The 15984-nt window shown below is 39.8% G+C and carries 8 protein-coding genes; 5 read left to right on the top strand and 3 right to left on the bottom strand.

Annotated elements, in window-relative coordinates:
- Window positions 1–3: 3 nt before the first annotated feature.
- From AC6H22_RS04230 to mfd, 3 genes are all read left to right on the top strand, one after another.
- Window positions 4–1848 carry a tRNA(Met) cytidine acetyltransferase TmcA gene (locus AC6H22_RS04230; protein WP_497515412.1) on the top strand — a complete coding sequence of 615 codons (1845 nt, stop codon included), beginning with the start codon at window positions 4–6 and terminating at the stop codon, window positions 1846–1848.
- Entirely contained in the window at window positions 1845–2018 is a 174-nt protein-coding gene (locus tag AC6H22_RS04225) for a DUF5363 family protein (RefSeq protein WP_497515411.1), read from the top strand. The genes AC6H22_RS04230 and AC6H22_RS04225 overlap by 4 nt, the downstream gene beginning before the upstream one ends.
- Before the next feature lie 102 nt (window positions 2019–2120).
- Window positions 2121–5561, top strand: a complete 3441-nt coding sequence (gene mfd, locus AC6H22_RS04220) for a transcription-repair coupling factor (protein WP_497515410.1) — start codon at window positions 2121–2123, stop codon at window positions 5559–5561.
- A gap of 55 nt (window positions 5562–5616) precedes the next feature.
- Here mfd and AC6H22_RS04215 read toward each other — a convergent pair whose 3' ends face one another.
- Complete coding sequence (locus AC6H22_RS04215) at window positions 5617–7008, bottom strand: DegQ family serine endoprotease (protein ID WP_497515409.1); 1392 nt, start codon at window positions 7006–7008, stop codon at window positions 5617–5619.
- A 202-nt stretch (window positions 7009–7210) separates the two neighbouring features.
- Here AC6H22_RS04215 and accD point away from each other — a divergent pair, with 202 nt between their 5' ends.
- Both accD and folC read left to right on the top strand, forming a co-directional pair.
- Window positions 7211–8101: an acetyl-CoA carboxylase, carboxyltransferase subunit beta gene (accD, locus tag AC6H22_RS04210; protein WP_497515408.1), complete on the top strand. Its 891-nt coding sequence runs from the start codon at window positions 7211–7213 to the stop codon at window positions 8099–8101.
- A 1-nt stretch (window position 8102) separates the two neighbouring features.
- Window positions 8103–9407, top strand: a complete 1305-nt coding sequence (gene folC, locus AC6H22_RS04205) for a bifunctional tetrahydrofolate synthase/dihydrofolate synthase (protein ID WP_497515407.1) — start codon at window positions 8103–8105, stop codon at window positions 9405–9407.
- An 80-nt stretch (window positions 9408–9487) separates the two neighbouring features.
- On the opposite strand, the gene AC6H22_RS04200 is transcribed toward folC, so the two are convergent.
- Together AC6H22_RS04200 and AC6H22_RS04195 are read right to left on the bottom strand one after the other, a co-directional pair.
- Entirely contained in the window at window positions 9488–12115 is a 2628-nt protein-coding gene (locus tag AC6H22_RS04200; protein WP_497515406.1) for a YadA-like family protein, read from the bottom strand.
- A 414-nt stretch (window positions 12116–12529) separates the two neighbouring features.
- The gene (locus AC6H22_RS04195; protein ID WP_497515405.1) at window positions 12530–15952 is read right to left on the bottom strand and encodes an autotransporter family protein; all 3423 of its coding nucleotides are present in this window, start codon (window positions 15950–15952) and stop codon (window positions 12530–12532) included.
- Window positions 15953–15984: the final 32 nt, after the last annotated feature.

The raw sequence follows: 15984 nt of genomic DNA, 5'->3' as shown, positions 1-15984 counted from the left end.
AAGATGCCATTTCGCCAGCTTCAAATTTTAATCAGAAAAACTTTGCCGCTTGTGCCTGATAACGTATTGATTATCGGTGAAAGTGGCATTGTTTTTTCTAAAGCAACGAATTTGCTCGGACAAGAATTTGAACATATCTTATTTGATGGACGAAATGGCATTCATCTTGAAGCGCTAGCTATTGCAGCTGGAACACTGAAAATGGGTGGCACACTTTGTTTAGTCTTATCCGATTGGGAAAATTTATCTCAGCAGCCTGATCAAGATAGTTTACGTTGGAATGGAAATCAGGCAGCGATTGCTACGCCTAATTTCATTTATCATTTCAAACATTGCATTGAACGCTACCATTTCCCTATTTTAAGAGATAAAAGTGCGGTTGAATTTCCTACGGTTTTTTATTCTAACGAGCATCACAAAAATGCTACGTTAGCGCAACAACAAATTATCGAGAATATTTTACAAGCTGAGCAAGATATTTATTTTCTAACCGCCAAGCGGGGAAGAGGGAAATCCGCATTATTGGGGATGCTTGCTAACCAAATTCAGGCGCCAGTTTATCTCACTGCACCGAATAAAAGTGCGGTGCATTCGGTTATTGAATTTTCAGAAGAGGAAATTGAATTTATCGCTCCCGATGAACTGACTATTCGATTACAAAATGAACCCGAATTTAGTCAATCAGCTTGGTTGCTTGTAGATGAAGCTGCGATGATTCCATTACCATTATTACAAGAATATTCTCGATATTTTCAACATATTGTCTTCAGTACTACAATTCATAGCTACGAAGGAACAGGGCGTGGTTTCGAATTAAAATTTAAACGGAAAATCAACCGCACTTTTCAGCATTTTGAGCTTAAACAGCCCCTACGTTGGCAAGAAAATGATCTGTTAGAAGATTTTATTGATGATCTTTTGTTGCTAAATGCCGAAGATGCTTTTCAGCAATTTCCTTTTCAGCCCCATCTCCCTTATCAAATTCGAGAAGTGCAAAAACCACATCATATTGCAGAGTTTTATGGCTTAATGACATTGGCGCATTATCGAACATCGCCACTCGATCTTCGTCGTTTACTTGATGGAGAAAATCAACGTTTTTATTTTGCTGAATATCAACAGAATTTGCTCGGTGCAATTTGGGCATTAGAAGAAGGAAATATGGCTGATGATGAGTTGATTATTCAAATTCAACAAGGCAAACGCCGCCCAAAAGGGAATCTTGTTCCACAAGCGTTATGTTTCTACGAAAATTTGCCCCAAGCCTGTAAATTAAGATCTTTACGCATTTCTCGTATCGCGGTTCAGCCAAATTGGCAAAAACAGGGTATTGGTCAAAATCTAATGAAATTTATGGAAAATTCAGAAGTGGATTTTCTTTCAGTAAGTTTTGGCTACACTGACGAACTGGCAAAATTTTGGCAAAAGTGCGGTTTTGTTTTGGTGCATTTAGGTGAGCACCAAGAAGCGAGTAGTGGTTGTTATTCAGTGATTGCCCTTAAAGGTATTTCCAAAGAAGGCTTGGCTTTAGTTGATACTGCGCACCAACAATTTCAGCGTAATATCCCTTTATCTTTTCGTCCGTTCGCCATAAATTTTGAGAAAAATCAGCTTGATTGGCAGCTTGATGAGTTCGATTGGGTGAGCTTAAAAAATTTCGCTAATTTTCACCGCACTTTATTTTCGAGTATTCCTGCGATAAGGCGTTTATTAAAATTAGCAGGCAAAGAAAATTTCCCATTAATTTCCGCTTATTTAACAAAAAAACAACTTCCCATTAACAAGAAAAAAGGCGTAGAATGGCTACGTTTAGAAATTAAACAATATTTAGAACGAGGAACTTTATGACAGAACAAACTGAGAAACCAAAATGTTGGTTTAAGCGTGCACTTGAAAAATATGATAATTTCATTAAAGAGTGGGGATTAGATCAACCTAATTGTAGCTGCGTGCCTATGTCAGCAATAGAAGATGAAAATGGTAATTTGAAGAAAGAAGAATCTTCTTTAAAGAAATAAACATCAACTGTTTTTTTAAACAGTAAATTTATTGAAAGATAATTCAAATTCCAGTACACTATGCGTCAATTTTTATACAAGATTGGCGCATTATTTATATTTATGAAAACGGCTTTTTTCCAACCTGATATTCCTACCCAACCCAATGATCACAAAATTTTAGGCAATGTATTACCAGGCGCTGATGCATTGGCGATCAGTGAAATTGCAGAGCAAAATCAAAATTTAACCGTAGTGGTGACTCCTGATACACGAAGTGCGGTGCGTTTATCACGTGTTTTATCGGAATTAAGCAGCCAAGATGTATGCCTTTTTCCTGATTGGGAAACCTTACCTTATGATACGTTTTCTCCCCATCAAGAAATTATTTCCTCTCGTTTAAGTGCGCTTTTCCATTTACAAAATGCGAAAAAAGGCATTTTCTTATTGCCGATTTCGACATTAATGCAACGCCTTTGTCCGCCACAATATTTACAACACAATGTGCTTCTGATTAAAAAAGGCGATCGTTTGGTCATCGATAAAATGCGCTTACAATTAGAAGCAGCGGGCTATCGTGCTGTGGAGCAAGTATTAGAACACGGCGAGTACGCAGTTCGTGGTGCTTTGTTGGATCTTTTCCCAATGGGAAGTGCGGTGCCTTTTCGTCTAGATTTTTTTGATGATGAAATTGATTCTATTCGCACTTTTGATGTGGATACGCAACGTACTCTTGATGAAATTACATCGATTAATCTTTTACCAGCGCACGAATTTCCAACGGATGATAAAGGGATTGAATTTTTCCGTGCGCAATTTCGTGAAACTTTTGGTGAAATTCGCCGAGATCCCGAACATATTTATCAGCAAATCAGTAAAGGTACCTTGATTTCTGGCATTGAATATTGGCAGCCACTTTTCTTTTCTGAAATGGCGACGTTGTTTGATTATTTGCCGGAACAAACGCTGTTTGTGGATATGGAAAACAACCAAATGCAAGGCGAGCGTTTTTATCAAGATGCCAAACAGCGTTATGAACAACGTAAAGTGGATCCAATGCGTCCGCTTTTATCGCCTGAAAAATTATGGCTTAATGTTGATGAAGTCAATCGCCGATTGAAATCTTATCCACGCATTACATTTAAAGCGGAAAAAGTGCGGTCATCGGTACGCCAGAAAAATTTACCTGTTGCCGCTTTACCAGAAGTGACCATTCAATCCCAGCAAAAAGAACCATTGGGACAACTCCGCCAATTTATTGAGCATTTTAAAGGAAATGTACTGTTTTCTGTGGAGACGGAAGGTCGCCGAGAGACGTTGCTTGATTTGCTTTCACCATTAAAACTCAAGCCAAAACAAATTCAATCCTTGGAACAGGCTGAAAATGAAAAATTTAGCTTGTTAGTCAGCTCTCTTGAACAAGGTTTTATTATTGAACAATCGTTTCATGTTGCGATTATTGGTGAAGCAAATTTACTTGGCGAGCGCGTTCAACAACGTTCTAGAGATAAACGTAAAACAATTAATCCTGACACGCTTGTGCGCAATCTTGCCGAACTGAAAATAGGGCAGCCAGTTGTGCATCTTGATCACGGTGTAGGGCGTTATGGCGGTTTGGTCACCTTAGATACAGGCGGCATTAAAGCAGAATATTTGCTGCTAAATTATGCAAATGAATCGAAACTTTATGTGCCAGTGACTTCATTACATCTGATTAGCCGTTATGTGGGTGGTTCTGATGAAAGTGCGCCATTACATAAATTGGGTAACGAAGCTTGGGCAAAATCGCGTCAAAAAGCAGCGGAGAAAATTCGTGATGTGGCGGCCGAGTTATTAGATGTTTACGCACAACGTGAAGCGAAGAAAGGCTTTGCCTTTAAATATGATCGTGAAGAATTTCAACAATTTGCTGCAACCTTTCCTTTTGAAGAAACTTACGATCAGGAAATGGCAATTAATGCGGTAATTTCTGATATGTGTCAACCAAAAGCAATGGATCGTCTTGTTTGCGGCGATGTGGGTTTTGGTAAAACTGAAGTGGCAATGCGTGCCGCATTTTTGGCTGTGATGAATCATAAGCAAGTAGCAGTGCTAGTGCCAACTACACTGTTAGCCCAACAGCATTATGAGAATTTTAAAGATCGTTTTGCGAATTTGCCTGTGAACGTAGAAGTGTTATCGCGTTTCAAAACTGCAAAAGAACAAAAACAAATTCTGGAAAATCTTGCAGAAGGCAAAGTCGATATACTGATTGGTACCCATAAATTAATTCAATCAGATGTCAAATTTAGCGATCTTGGCTTGTTGATTATTGATGAAGAACACCGTTTTGGTGTAGGGCAAAAAGAGAAAATAAAACAGCTTCGTGCGAATATCGATATTCTTACGCTAACGGCAACGCCAATTCCTCGAACGCTTAATATGGCGATGAATGGCATTCGTGATCTTTCCATTATTTCTACGCCTCCTGCGCGCCGATTAAGTATTAAAACTTTCGTCCGCCAGAATGACGATCTTGTTGTACGAGAAGCGATTTTGCGTGAAATCTTACGTGGCGGGCAGGTTTATTATCTCCATAATGATGTCGCAAGTATTGAAAATACAGCAGAAAAACTCACTGCACTTGTGCCAGAGGCGCGAGTGATAGTGGGGCACGGACAAATGCGAGAACGTGAGTTAGAACGTGTGATGAGTGATTTTTATCATCAGCGTTATAACGTCTTAGTTTGTTCAACCATTATCGAAACGGGTATTGATGTGCCAACGGCAAATACTATTATTATTGAACGAGCGGATCATTTTGGATTAGCTCAGTTGCATCAATTACGTGGACGAGTTGGGCGTTCACATCATCAGGCTTATGCTTATTTGCTTACGCCCCCACCTAAAATGATGACAAAAGATGCCGAACGTCGTCTAGATGCCTTGGAAAATCTTGATAATCTTGGGGCTGGTTTTATCTTGGCAACCCACGATTTAGAGATTCGTGGCGCTGGCGAATTACTCGGAAACGAACAAAGCGGACAAATCGAAAGCATCGGTTTTTCGCTTTATATGGAATTATTGGATGCGGCGGTTAAAGCGTTAAAAGAAGGGCGAGAACCATCATTAGAAGAATTGACGCAACAACAAGCGGATATTGAATTGCGCGTGCCTGCTTTATTGCCAGACGATTATTTAGGTGATGTGAATATGCGTTTATCCTTTTATAAACGTATTGCCGCAGCAGAGAGTAAATCAGAATTGGATGAGTTAAAAGTTGAGTTAATAGATCGATTCGGATTATTGCCTGACGCGACAAAAAATCTAATGCAAATTGCAGAATTGCGTTTGCTGGTTGAGCCGTTAAAAGTTGTGCGCATTGATGCAGGAACGCAAGGCGGTTTTATTGAGTTTTCACCAAAAGCACAAGTGAATCCAGATAAATTTATTCAATTAATTCAAAAAGAACCTATTGTGTATCGCTTTGACGGCCCATTGAAATTTAAGTTTATGAAAGACCTATCAGATAACAAAGTGCGGTTAGAATTTGTGGTAGATTTGTTGAAAGCAATTGCTTCATAAAAAAGAAGTCCGATCATCATGATCGGACTTTTTGTTTATATTTTCGGTGGAAGAATTATTGTACTAATAAGTAAAAATTGTTGTCTCCACGTAAAATATTTAAGGCCACAGCCGATGGCTCCTCATCAAGCGCTTTGCTTAATTCAGCCGTGTTTTCAACCTGCTGGCGGTTTATGCCAATAATAATATCGCCAGCTTTTAAACCACGTTGGGCTGCGAGGGAGTTCGGTTGAATTTTGGTGATTTCAATCCCTTTGATGCCTTTTGCATCATAGTTTTTCAATGTCGCGCCATCTAATGCAGGCAATTCCGTTTTAGAGGAAAGCTGATTTCCATCATCCGCTTGTAATTTCACTTTAACATCGTGAGATTTACCATCACGTAAGTAAGTTAAACTAATCTCTTTTCCTGCACCAGAGGTGGCAATTTTTGCTCGCATTTCTGCGAAACTTGAGATTTTTTGACCGTTCATCGCCGTGATAATATCCCCCGCTTTAATGCCAGCTTTTTCAGCTGCAGATTTCGGTAAAACCTCACTCACAAATGCGCCTTGTTGCGCACTTACATTAAAGGCTTTGGCTAAATCAGCATTGAGTTCACCGCCTTTAATACCAAGCAATCCTCGGCGTACTTCACCAAATTCTAAAATTTGTTGTACTAAATTGTTTGCTTGATTACTTGGAATCGCAAAGGCAATTCCCGCATTGCCACCGCTTGGCGAAATAATCGCGGTGTTGATACCAATGAGCTCACCATTTAGGTTGACTAATGCACCACCTGAATTACCGCGGTTTACAGCAGCATCAGTTTGAATATAGTTTTCATAAGCACCGCTATCAGAGCCAGTTGAGCGACCTAATGCAGAAACAATGCCTGATGTAACAGTTTGACCTAAACCAAATGGATTACCAATTGCAACAGTGAAATCGCCTACGCGTAATTTATCGGAATCAGCAAATTTGATTTCTGTTAAATTACTTGGTTTTTCAAGCTGTACTAATGCAATATCTGATTGCTCATCTTTACCCACTAATTTGGCTTTAAACTCACGGCCATCTTGTAATTGCACGGTAATTTTATCTGCCCCGTCAATAACATGATTATTCGTTAAAACATAGCCTTTATTTGCATTAATAATGACGCCAGAACCTAAACCACGGAAGTTACGTTTTGATTCACCGCGTCCACCAAATTGTTCAGCAAAACGATCGCCGAAGAAGAATTTAAATTCTTCAGGAATATCGTCTTGAAAAGGAGAACGTGAGTCAACTTTTGCTTTTCCTTCAACAGAAAGTGTCACCACCGCAGGTTGAACTTTTTCTAACATGGGTGCCAAACTATTTTGCTCTGAAATAAAATTTGGTAAACCAGCTTGAGTCACAAATGGTGTACTCAAGACACTTAATCCGAGCGCAATACTGCTTAATACAAAACGTGTTTTTTTCATAAAATACTCCAAAATAGATTTCAGATAACGTGCTCTATGAGACAAAGAAATAAAAAAAATGTTCAATCATGGATTTATTTCTCATATTTATTGAACGTTTCTAAAGGAAATCGGAGCAGTACAAAAACGCCTTACAAGTAGCAAATTCTGTAAATTTATGGTCTAATACGCAGAATTTTCTAGTCAATAAAAAGGTCAAAAAATGAGCTGGATTAACCGAATTTTTAGTAAAAGTCCGTCTTCTTCTACTCGAAAAGCAAATGTGCCGGAAGGTGTGTGGACAAAATGTACTTCTTGTGAACAAGTACTTTATAGTGAAGAACTTAAACGTAATCTTTATGTTTGCCCTAAATGCGGTCATCATATGCGTATTGATGCACGTGAGCGTTTATTAAAATTATTGGACGAAGGTTCAAGCCAAGAAATTGCGGCGGATTTAGAACCAAAAGATATTTTAAAATTTAAAGATTTAAAGAAATATAAAGATCGTATCAGTGCAGCGCAAAAAGAAACGGGTGAAAAAGATGCATTAATTACCATGACAGGCACGCTTTATAATATGCCAATCGTTGTGGCTGCATCGAACTTTGCTTTTATGGGCGGTTCAATGGGGTCTGTAGTTGGTGCAAAATTTGTTAAAGCGGCTGAAAAAGCAATAGAAATGAATTGTCCGTTTGTGTGTTTTTCTGCGAGTGGTGGTGCTCGTATGCAGGAAGCATTATTCTCTTTAATGCAAATGGCAAAAACCAGTGCTGTGCTTGCCCAAATACGTGAAAAAGGTGTGCCGTTTATTTCGGTATTAACGGATCCGACCTTAGGCGGCGTATCAGCAAGTTTTGCTATGTTAGGTGATTTAAATATTGCCGAGCCAAAAGCTTTAATTGGGTTTGCGGGGCCGCGTGTTATTGAACAAACCGTACGTGAAAAACTCCCAGAAGGTTTCCAACGTAGTGAGTTTTTACTTGAGAAAGGGGCAATTGATATGATCGTGAAACGTTCAGAAATGCGTAAAACTTTGGCAAGTGTACTGAGTAAATTAACGAATCAACCTTCTCCTTTTGTAGAACCTGAACTCATTTCAGAAGATGAATAATATGCAACTTAAAGCCACTTCGCCACTCGCTGAGTGGCTTTCTTATTTAGAAAAAAGCCATTTTAAACCGATTGATCTTGGTTTAGATCGTATTAAATCCGTGGCAGAAAAATTGGATTTACTTCATCCTGCCCCTTATGTGATAACTGTGGGGGGGACGAATGGTAAAGGCACGACTTGTCGCTTATTAGAAACGATTCTGCTTAATTATGGATTACGTGTGGGCGTGTATTCTTCGCCTCATTTACTACGTTATAACGAGCGAGTACGCATTCAAAATCAAGATTTACCCGATGAAGCACATACCGCCTCTTTTGCCTTTATTGATGAAAATAAAACAGAATCGCTGACTTATTTTGAATTTAGCACGCTTTCTGCATTGCATTTATTTAAACAAGCAAAATTAGATGTAGTGATTTTAGAAGTGGGGCTGGGCGGACGTTTAGATGCAACCAATATTGTGGATAGCCATCTTGGTGTGATTACTAGCATTGATATTGATCATACCGATTTTCTTGGGGATACCAGAGAAGCCATTGCTTTTGAAAAAGCAGGCATTTTCCGCAAAAATTGCCCTGTCGTGATTGGCGAACCTAATGTGCCACAAACAATGCTCAAGCAAGCTGAAAAATTACATTGCCAAGTTGCTCGACGTGATGTGGATTGGTTTTTTAATCAAAATGCTGAAAATTGGCAGTGGCAAAATAAAAAAGTGCGCTTAGAAAATTTACCGTTTTGTCAGATTCCATTAGCGAATGCCGCAACGGCTCTGGCTGCCGTTCAATGTTTACCTTTTGATATTTCAGAACAGACTTTGCGAAAATCTTTGCAAGAGGTAGAACTGGTTGGTCGTTTTCAAGCTATAAAAACAGATAAACGTGAGAAACTAGCGGATTATCTTGGCGTATCAGTTGAAACCTTGCCAACAATCATCGTTGATGTGGGGCATAATCCTCATGCCGCAAAATATTTATCTGAAAAATTGACCGCACTTAAATGCAACATTGAGGGCAAAATGATTGCCGTATGTGGGATACTCAAAGACAAAGATGCAAATGGGGTATTTGCGCATTTAACGCCTATTATTGATGAATGGCATTGTGTAACCTTAGGCGGCTATCGTGGGCAGTCAGGCGATGAATTAGCAGAGAAATTGAAAAGCCATTTCCCACATGTTCAAGCTACATCAGATAATTCTGTTATGGATGGCGTGCGTACAGCACTCAAAAGTGCGGTAAAAAATGATGTGGTTTTAGTCTTTGGATCTTTCCATACTGTTGCTGAATTTTGGGCTGTGGTGGAGTAAAATTTACCATTAAAACAAAGGGCTGATATTTAAAATCAGCCCTTGCTTTTTAAAAGGGGATTATCTCCCCAGATTAATGATTACCAGTGATAGCCAACGCCAACACCCGCTGAATAATCCTTACTGGTATTTGCCGTACCGACAAATTTTACAACGGTTTTCGCATTATCAGACATTCTTGAATAGCTAACTGCTACAGCTGAAGAGCCTGCAGAAATACCACTACCCGCAGCAAACATTGATTTACCTGGAATAGTTGATTGTGGTAATGCAGCTGCAGCAGCGATTGTTGCACTTAATCCATTTACGCGCTTATCAAGTTTATTAACACGATTTTCAAGATGATGAATGCGTTGGTCCATAATACGGATTTCTTGTGGTTTCATTCCTGTTGGACCTTGAGGACCGACTGGACCTATATCACCTTTATCACCCTTATCACCTTTATCACCTTTAGGGCCTGGGGCACCAGCTGCACCATTTTGTCCAGCAGGACCTTGAGGGCCAGCAGGACCAGTATCACCTTTATCACCTTTAGGGCCAGGGGCACCAGCTGCACCATTTTGTCCAGCAGGACCAGTATCACCTTTATCACCTTTATCACCTTTATCACCTTTATCACCTTTATCACCTTTATCACCTTTATCACCTTTAGGGCCAGGGGCACCAGCTGTACCATTTTGTCCAGCAGGGCCTTGAGGGCCAGCAGGACCAGCTACACCTTGCTCACCTTTAGGACCTGATTGACCATTTTTAATAGTTGCGGTCGTTGTGCCATCGCTGTCTGTTATAGTAATGGTATGTGAACCATCATTATTAGTGGCGACTTTCGCTGAAACTTTGGTTCCTGTCCCATCAGTTGTATTTTTCGTATTCGAGCCTACAAAAATAAAGTCACCTTTGGAATCTTTACGTTTTTCTGCATATAAACCATCCCCAAAATCCATACGTAAGCCGTTAGCGAGGAAGTTTTCAACAACTGTACTACCAATTGCTGGAGATGTGGTTGCGCCTGTAGTTGCTTTCTCACCTCCGCTGTAGAAAGATACTCGAGGAATAAAGCTGTAAAGTTGGGAACCATTGATTGCATCGGTACTGTCCGCTGAAATTAAGCCTGGCGCAACGTGTTGGATTCGGCGAGTTTCTGTTCCATTACCTACGCTAAATACACCTACAACATTTGTGCCACCTGCAAAATTAGCAAAATTTTTAACCGCACTTTCAGCAGTTGTGTAATAGCCAATATCTTGAGATGAGTAGGTATTATTAGTACCCTTTGTATACGGATTTGATGTCGTTAAAGTCGCAACGGTGGTTGCATTACTGCCTATTGCCACACTCTTTGCAATGCTTGCATTTGCTTTATAACCTAAAGCCAAAGATTGTTCTTCTGAAGCTTCACTTTCATTTCCGAATGCTGCTGCATTGGCTTTTGTTGCTTTAGATTTTTTACCGATCGCGATAGTTTCGTTAGCGGTTAATACTTTGTCATCCGAAAGTGTACCAGCTTCGTTACCGATGGCGATGTTGTCGTTCCCTTTGATTTTATTACCAGATTTTTTGCCGAGTGCGAGGTTATCGCTGCCTTCAACATTACTGCCGGCTGCGTGCCCAGCCGCATAGTTGCTATGACCAACAACATTGCTACCACTGTTGTAACCGAGTACCGTATTGAAGTTACCTTCAATTTCATTTCCGGCAACTTTACCGAGCGCGATATTGCTTTCGCCGATAATCTTATTGCCCGAATATACGCCAACAGCGAAGTTATCTTGCCCTGCAATTAAGTTACCTGCATTAAATCCTAATGCAATGTTGTGTTCTGCACCATCTACAGGTTTAAGCTTGGCTACATTGCTAATATAACTATTAGCTCTTCCATCTCCATCTGCGATCCAAGTTGGTTCGGCAAAACCTTGGGCTTTTTCTTCTGCTGTTAATTTATATTTATAACCAACATAACGTCCTGATCGCTCAGCAAAAGCTAAGTTAAAGTTACCAATGATGCTATTTCCTGATTCTTTGCCAAAAGCGATATTATTCCACCCAACAGATTGACCATATTTATCTTTAGGTGTAGTACCTGCAGGATTTTTAATAAAACCATCAATATTTTGTCCCGCACTTAAACCAAAAGCATAGTTGTAATTCCCTTTTACATTTTGACCAGCATTTTGCCCTAAAGCTATATTACGGCTACCTGATGTATTTGTACCAGCATCTTGACCATAGGCAAAGTTATGATTACCTGTTACATTTTGTCCTGCAGAATGACCTAAAGCAAAGTTGTCATCACCACTTTTAATATCAGTAGTGTAGCTTTCTCCTGCGTGGAAACCAATATTGACATTTCGACTTCCTGAGTTGTTATATCCAGAATTTTGACCAAAATTGAAGTTATAGTGACCCTCGGTTATTGTATCAGCAGAATAAGAATTTTCACCGAAAGAAAAGTTATAGTTGCCATTCATTTGACGAGCTGCATTTTTGCCAAAGGCATATACATATGTTCCACCTGCATTCCAGCCTGCACCGTTCCCAAAGATAAATTTATATTGGCTTGTTTCCCACGTGCTTTCACCAGCATGTTCACCTACGAGTAAAAGATATTTAGTATTGCCCGAATACTTACCTGCCTCATGACCTGCGCGATGACCAATAACCAAACTATAGGAACCGCCAAATATTGGATTCCCTGTTGTATTCATAATATTATTCTTGGCGTTTGAGTATAAATTAGTACCCTCACCAGCGATGATATTATGCTTATTTGAGGCACCATAGGTTGTTGTGCCTCCTAAAATAAAATTATTATTAGAATCCGCCCCAAACGAATAAGTGGACCACAAAGTCAAAGTAATTAGAGAATAAGAAAAAGAAGTTTTTGTATTCATAATAAAAAATCGTATAAAAGAAGAATTTCTTACGACAGAAGAAAATTAACTAGCTAGAATAGATAGCTCCTTATCTTTTCTGTCACCAAATAACAGGAAAAGAGAAGTACTACATTGAATTTCAGTGATAGATTGGGATTTTAATTTTTTCGATGTGTAACTATGTTACACATCCCCCTGTAGTACTACAGGGCGTTTATACGCCCTGATTATTCTCTTTGTTATTCATTATTTCCAAGAGTATTTCACACCCACGGTGCCTTGGTAGCCTTTGTGTCGGTTGCTATCGAATGATTTTTCATAGCGAGCATCCGCATAAAGGTAAGTGTTTTCACTTAATGAGAATTGAGAGCCTAAGCCTAATTCCCACCAAGTGCGGTCAAATTTCTCGGTTAATTTATCACGACCAATTAATGCATTGTCCGTTGCTTTAAAATCGTGCCAAATATTACCGATGAGATAATAGGTGCGAGTGCGTTGTTTATCATTTGGTTTGTTATATGCCAAACGGAAACCAACACGACCGCGCAAGCCATAACCTTTTTGCGAAACTGCACGAGTGCCGTCGTTAAAATCTCCCAAGCGCAAGTATTGAGCAATCAGTTGTGCTTGTGGCTCTAAAATCCAGCTATCCCCGTTGTTAGTTTTATCTTTACCTAATGCGTAAGGGCGACCAGTTTCCACTGAAAGGGCAGCACCCCAGCCGTGATTTTTCGCACTTGTGCCATCAACCGATGAATAACGGTTATTTAACCAAGAGACTTGTCCCACCCAGTCAATGTAAGTGCCATTTTCATTGTAACGCGTATCAGTTACACCAAGATTAAGTGCGGTAGTTTTTACGCGAGAAGTTAATTTATCTGCGATCACGACACCGTTTTTCGCGCGGTATTCATCATAGAATTTGCTGTGAGAACGTAACGCGCCGAAATACAGGCCAGTAAAACGACGGGTGAGTTTGCCCTCGTCATCTTGTTTGGTTTTAACATCAAAGTCGTGCCCCACTTGGAAACCGTACATATTGGTTTTTAAACCAAAACGTTCTTTTCCATCGAGTTTGAGGTGTTTACCAATCACACGACCCCAAGATTGTTTTTCCACATCTTGCCAATAACTGCCTTGTTTATCCCAAGAAAGGGTTTGATTTTCGCCACGACGTTGGTGAAGTGTATCCAACATTGTATAGCCTAATTCCAAGTTTTGGCGAGGAATAAGTGTATAAGCAACCGCACTTGGCGTGATGATTACAGGCCCTGTTGGCGGTACAGGCTGAGGTTGTGGTTCAGGCTGTGGTTGTGGTTCAGGCTGTGGTTGTGGTTCAGGCTGTGGTTGTGGTTCAGGTTGTGGTTGTGGAATTTCATCTAAAGAAGGTAATTCAGGTTGCACTGGTGGCGTTAATTTAACAGCAGTTACTGTCCAAAAGTATTCTGTTTTTCCATCAACAACACGAGATGCTAATTGAACTTCGCCTGCGCCAGTGGTTCGGGCAGTACCTGTGAACGTTGGACGAGTATTAAATGGAGTACCCGCCAAAGAAGATGTGACTCCGTTATCAGTACCTAACACTCTGACGACTGGTGCGCTAATCTTATGTGAATCTGCGACAATACTTGCAATAGAACCATCAATAACTTTTTCTCTTCCATCCTTACTCACTGAAATAACTTCTGTTTTTCCAGAGGCATCACCTGTGATTTCAAGTAAATCAGATTGAGAGTTTGCACCATTTTCATCACCAGGTAAGTTCCATTCCGTATTTGTTTTTAATACCCCGTTATTACCAACATAATTCCCTTCAATGGTAAGTTTGTCGGCATAGGACTGATTAGCGAGAGTGATGATACCACCGTTGGTGAAAGTTCCGTCATTATCTACACTATTTGATGATACTTTGACAATGTATTTTTCCGCTGGATGACTTCCTGCATCTAATACACCGCCATTACTAAGCGTGACTGATGTTGCAGTAGAGCGTTGTTCAGTTTCATCTTCTTTTTTCTTCAATGTCCAAACGGCTTTGTTATCCACATTCATTGTTAAGGTTGAACCAATATCTTTATGAATCAAACCAGTTAATGTAGCTTTATCGGCTAAATTTACGGTGAGTTCAGAAGTAGCTTTTGCTGTATTCGCTGTGGTATCAATTGCATCAGATTTCGCATAAACCGCCCAGCCTTTACTTGCCGCCGTCGCTTGAGATTTTTCACCGGATAGGGTGAATTGGGCGTTGGTGACGTTGAATGCACCGGTTTGGAACCTTGTATCAATTGGTCCACGCGCACCAACCGCTCCTGCACCTGAATAAATTAAACCTTCTTTTTTAAATCTGGCATTTGATAATATTAATGCGTCACTGTCGCTTTTTGTACTTAGTTTGGTATTACGTAAAGAAGCCGTGTTACTTACATTATTTTTACCACGCATTAATACTTCTGTGTAGGTGCCAAACATTCCAGCGTTTACAGTGGCTAAGTTTTGGTAGTCAACGGTATCAAATACAAGGGCATTTGTACTGGCTTTGATTTCAGATGCTTCGTCTGTTTTGGTGCCTGTGATTTCAAAATTTGATTTATTATCAAACAATCGTACTGCACCTGAGCCGCGATAGTCGGTTGTCGATGTGCCGTCATTATGGGTATAAGAGCCATCAATATCTGTGGTATCTACAATTAATTTACCATTTGAGATTACAGTTGCATTTTCGCCGCCATCTTGTGGTTTGCCAATTTTGATACCTGCCGAGTTTACGCCAGTTGCAGAAACTTTAATTTCGGTATTTCCGTTAAATGTGGCTTTGGCATCTTTGCTGGAGACATATAAACCAACGTTATAATCGTTGATTTTATCTGTGCTTTTATCTTCAACATTAATAGAAACATCACCCGTTGTAACCAATTCAGGTTTTGCACCATTAGTACGATATACACGGATACCCGACATTTGATAGCCGCTTAAAAAATCGCCTTTGACATGAACTGCTCCAATAAAAGGCAAGTTAAGCGTTCTCTCAATTCCTGCAGTGTAGTGACCTTTTACTGAGTCAAGTGTATTGGATACAGTAATATTTGCCTTATCCACAGTCACTTTTGCTGTTGCTGAATTGTCTCCACCGAGAAAATTATAACCAACAGCTAAACCATAGGCAGCATCGCTATCTGGTGATTCACCGGTATTTGCTTGACGGTTAGATTTTATGACATTGATATTGAGATTTTGAACATTTGCATCGGAATTGCCGCGAACAATGATACCTTTAGGGCGATTATTTACGGCGGTGGAATCGGATGTCATATTAATGTTCAGTGTATCAGCTGTAAGTTTTGAATCTTGAACGATCATCGAAACGACTTCATCGCCACCTTTTGCCAAGGTGACGTTCATTTTTTCTGTACCAGTAATCGTAAGATGTGCACCCTTATTTACACCTACACCTGAATTTGTATAGGTATCGGTATCACCAGCGATGGTTGTATCAGTGGAAACAGGATTTTGGAGAGTGGCAAAAGCAGTAGTAGAAAGGGCAGAAGAGATTAGAACACTAAGAAGTTTTTTTTTACAATTTTGCTTGCTTGTTTTTGGGATTCTAGTTTCATAAATTAACCTAATTAAAGTTGTAAGTTCAACGACAATATAAAGAAAATCCTTTAGCATAAAACAGGATTCCTCTTGTTGCATTAATTTTA

Source organism: Haemophilus sp. THUN1690, from assembly GCF_059704375.1.
Note: the sequence above shows the minus strand (reverse complement) of the source record. Positions and strands in the feature narration are given on the sequence as shown.

What these genes read in the sequence shown, in the direction of transcription:
- accD (WP_497515408.1), top strand. Translation starts at nt 7,211, where the DNA reads ATGAGCTGGATTAACCGAATTTTTAGTAAAAGTCCGTCTTCTTCTACT.
- AC6H22_RS04225 (WP_497515411.1), top strand. Translation starts at nt 1,845, where the DNA reads ATGACAGAACAAACTGAGAAACCAAAATGTTGGTTTAAGCGTGCACTT.
- AC6H22_RS04200 (WP_497515406.1), bottom strand. Translation starts at nt 12,115, where the DNA reads ATGAATACAACAGGGAATCCAATATTTGGCGGTTCCTATAGTTTGGTT.
- AC6H22_RS04215 (WP_497515409.1), bottom strand. Translation starts at nt 7,008, where the DNA reads ATGAAAAAAACACGTTTTGTATTAAGCAGTATTGCGCTCGGATTAAGT.
- mfd (WP_497515410.1), top strand. Translation starts at nt 2,121, where the DNA reads ATGAAAACGGCTTTTTTCCAACCTGATATTCCTACCCAACCCAATGAT.
- AC6H22_RS04230 (WP_497515412.1), top strand. Translation starts at nt 4, where the DNA reads ATGCCATTTCGCCAGCTTCAAATTTTAATCAGAAAAACTTTGCCGCTT.
- folC (WP_497515407.1), top strand. Translation starts at nt 8,103, where the DNA reads ATGCAACTTAAAGCCACTTCGCCACTCGCTGAGTGGCTTTCTTATTTA.
- AC6H22_RS04195 (WP_497515405.1), bottom strand. Translation starts at nt 15,952, where the DNA reads ATGCTAAAGGATTTTCTTTATATTGTCGTTGAACTTACAACTTTAATT.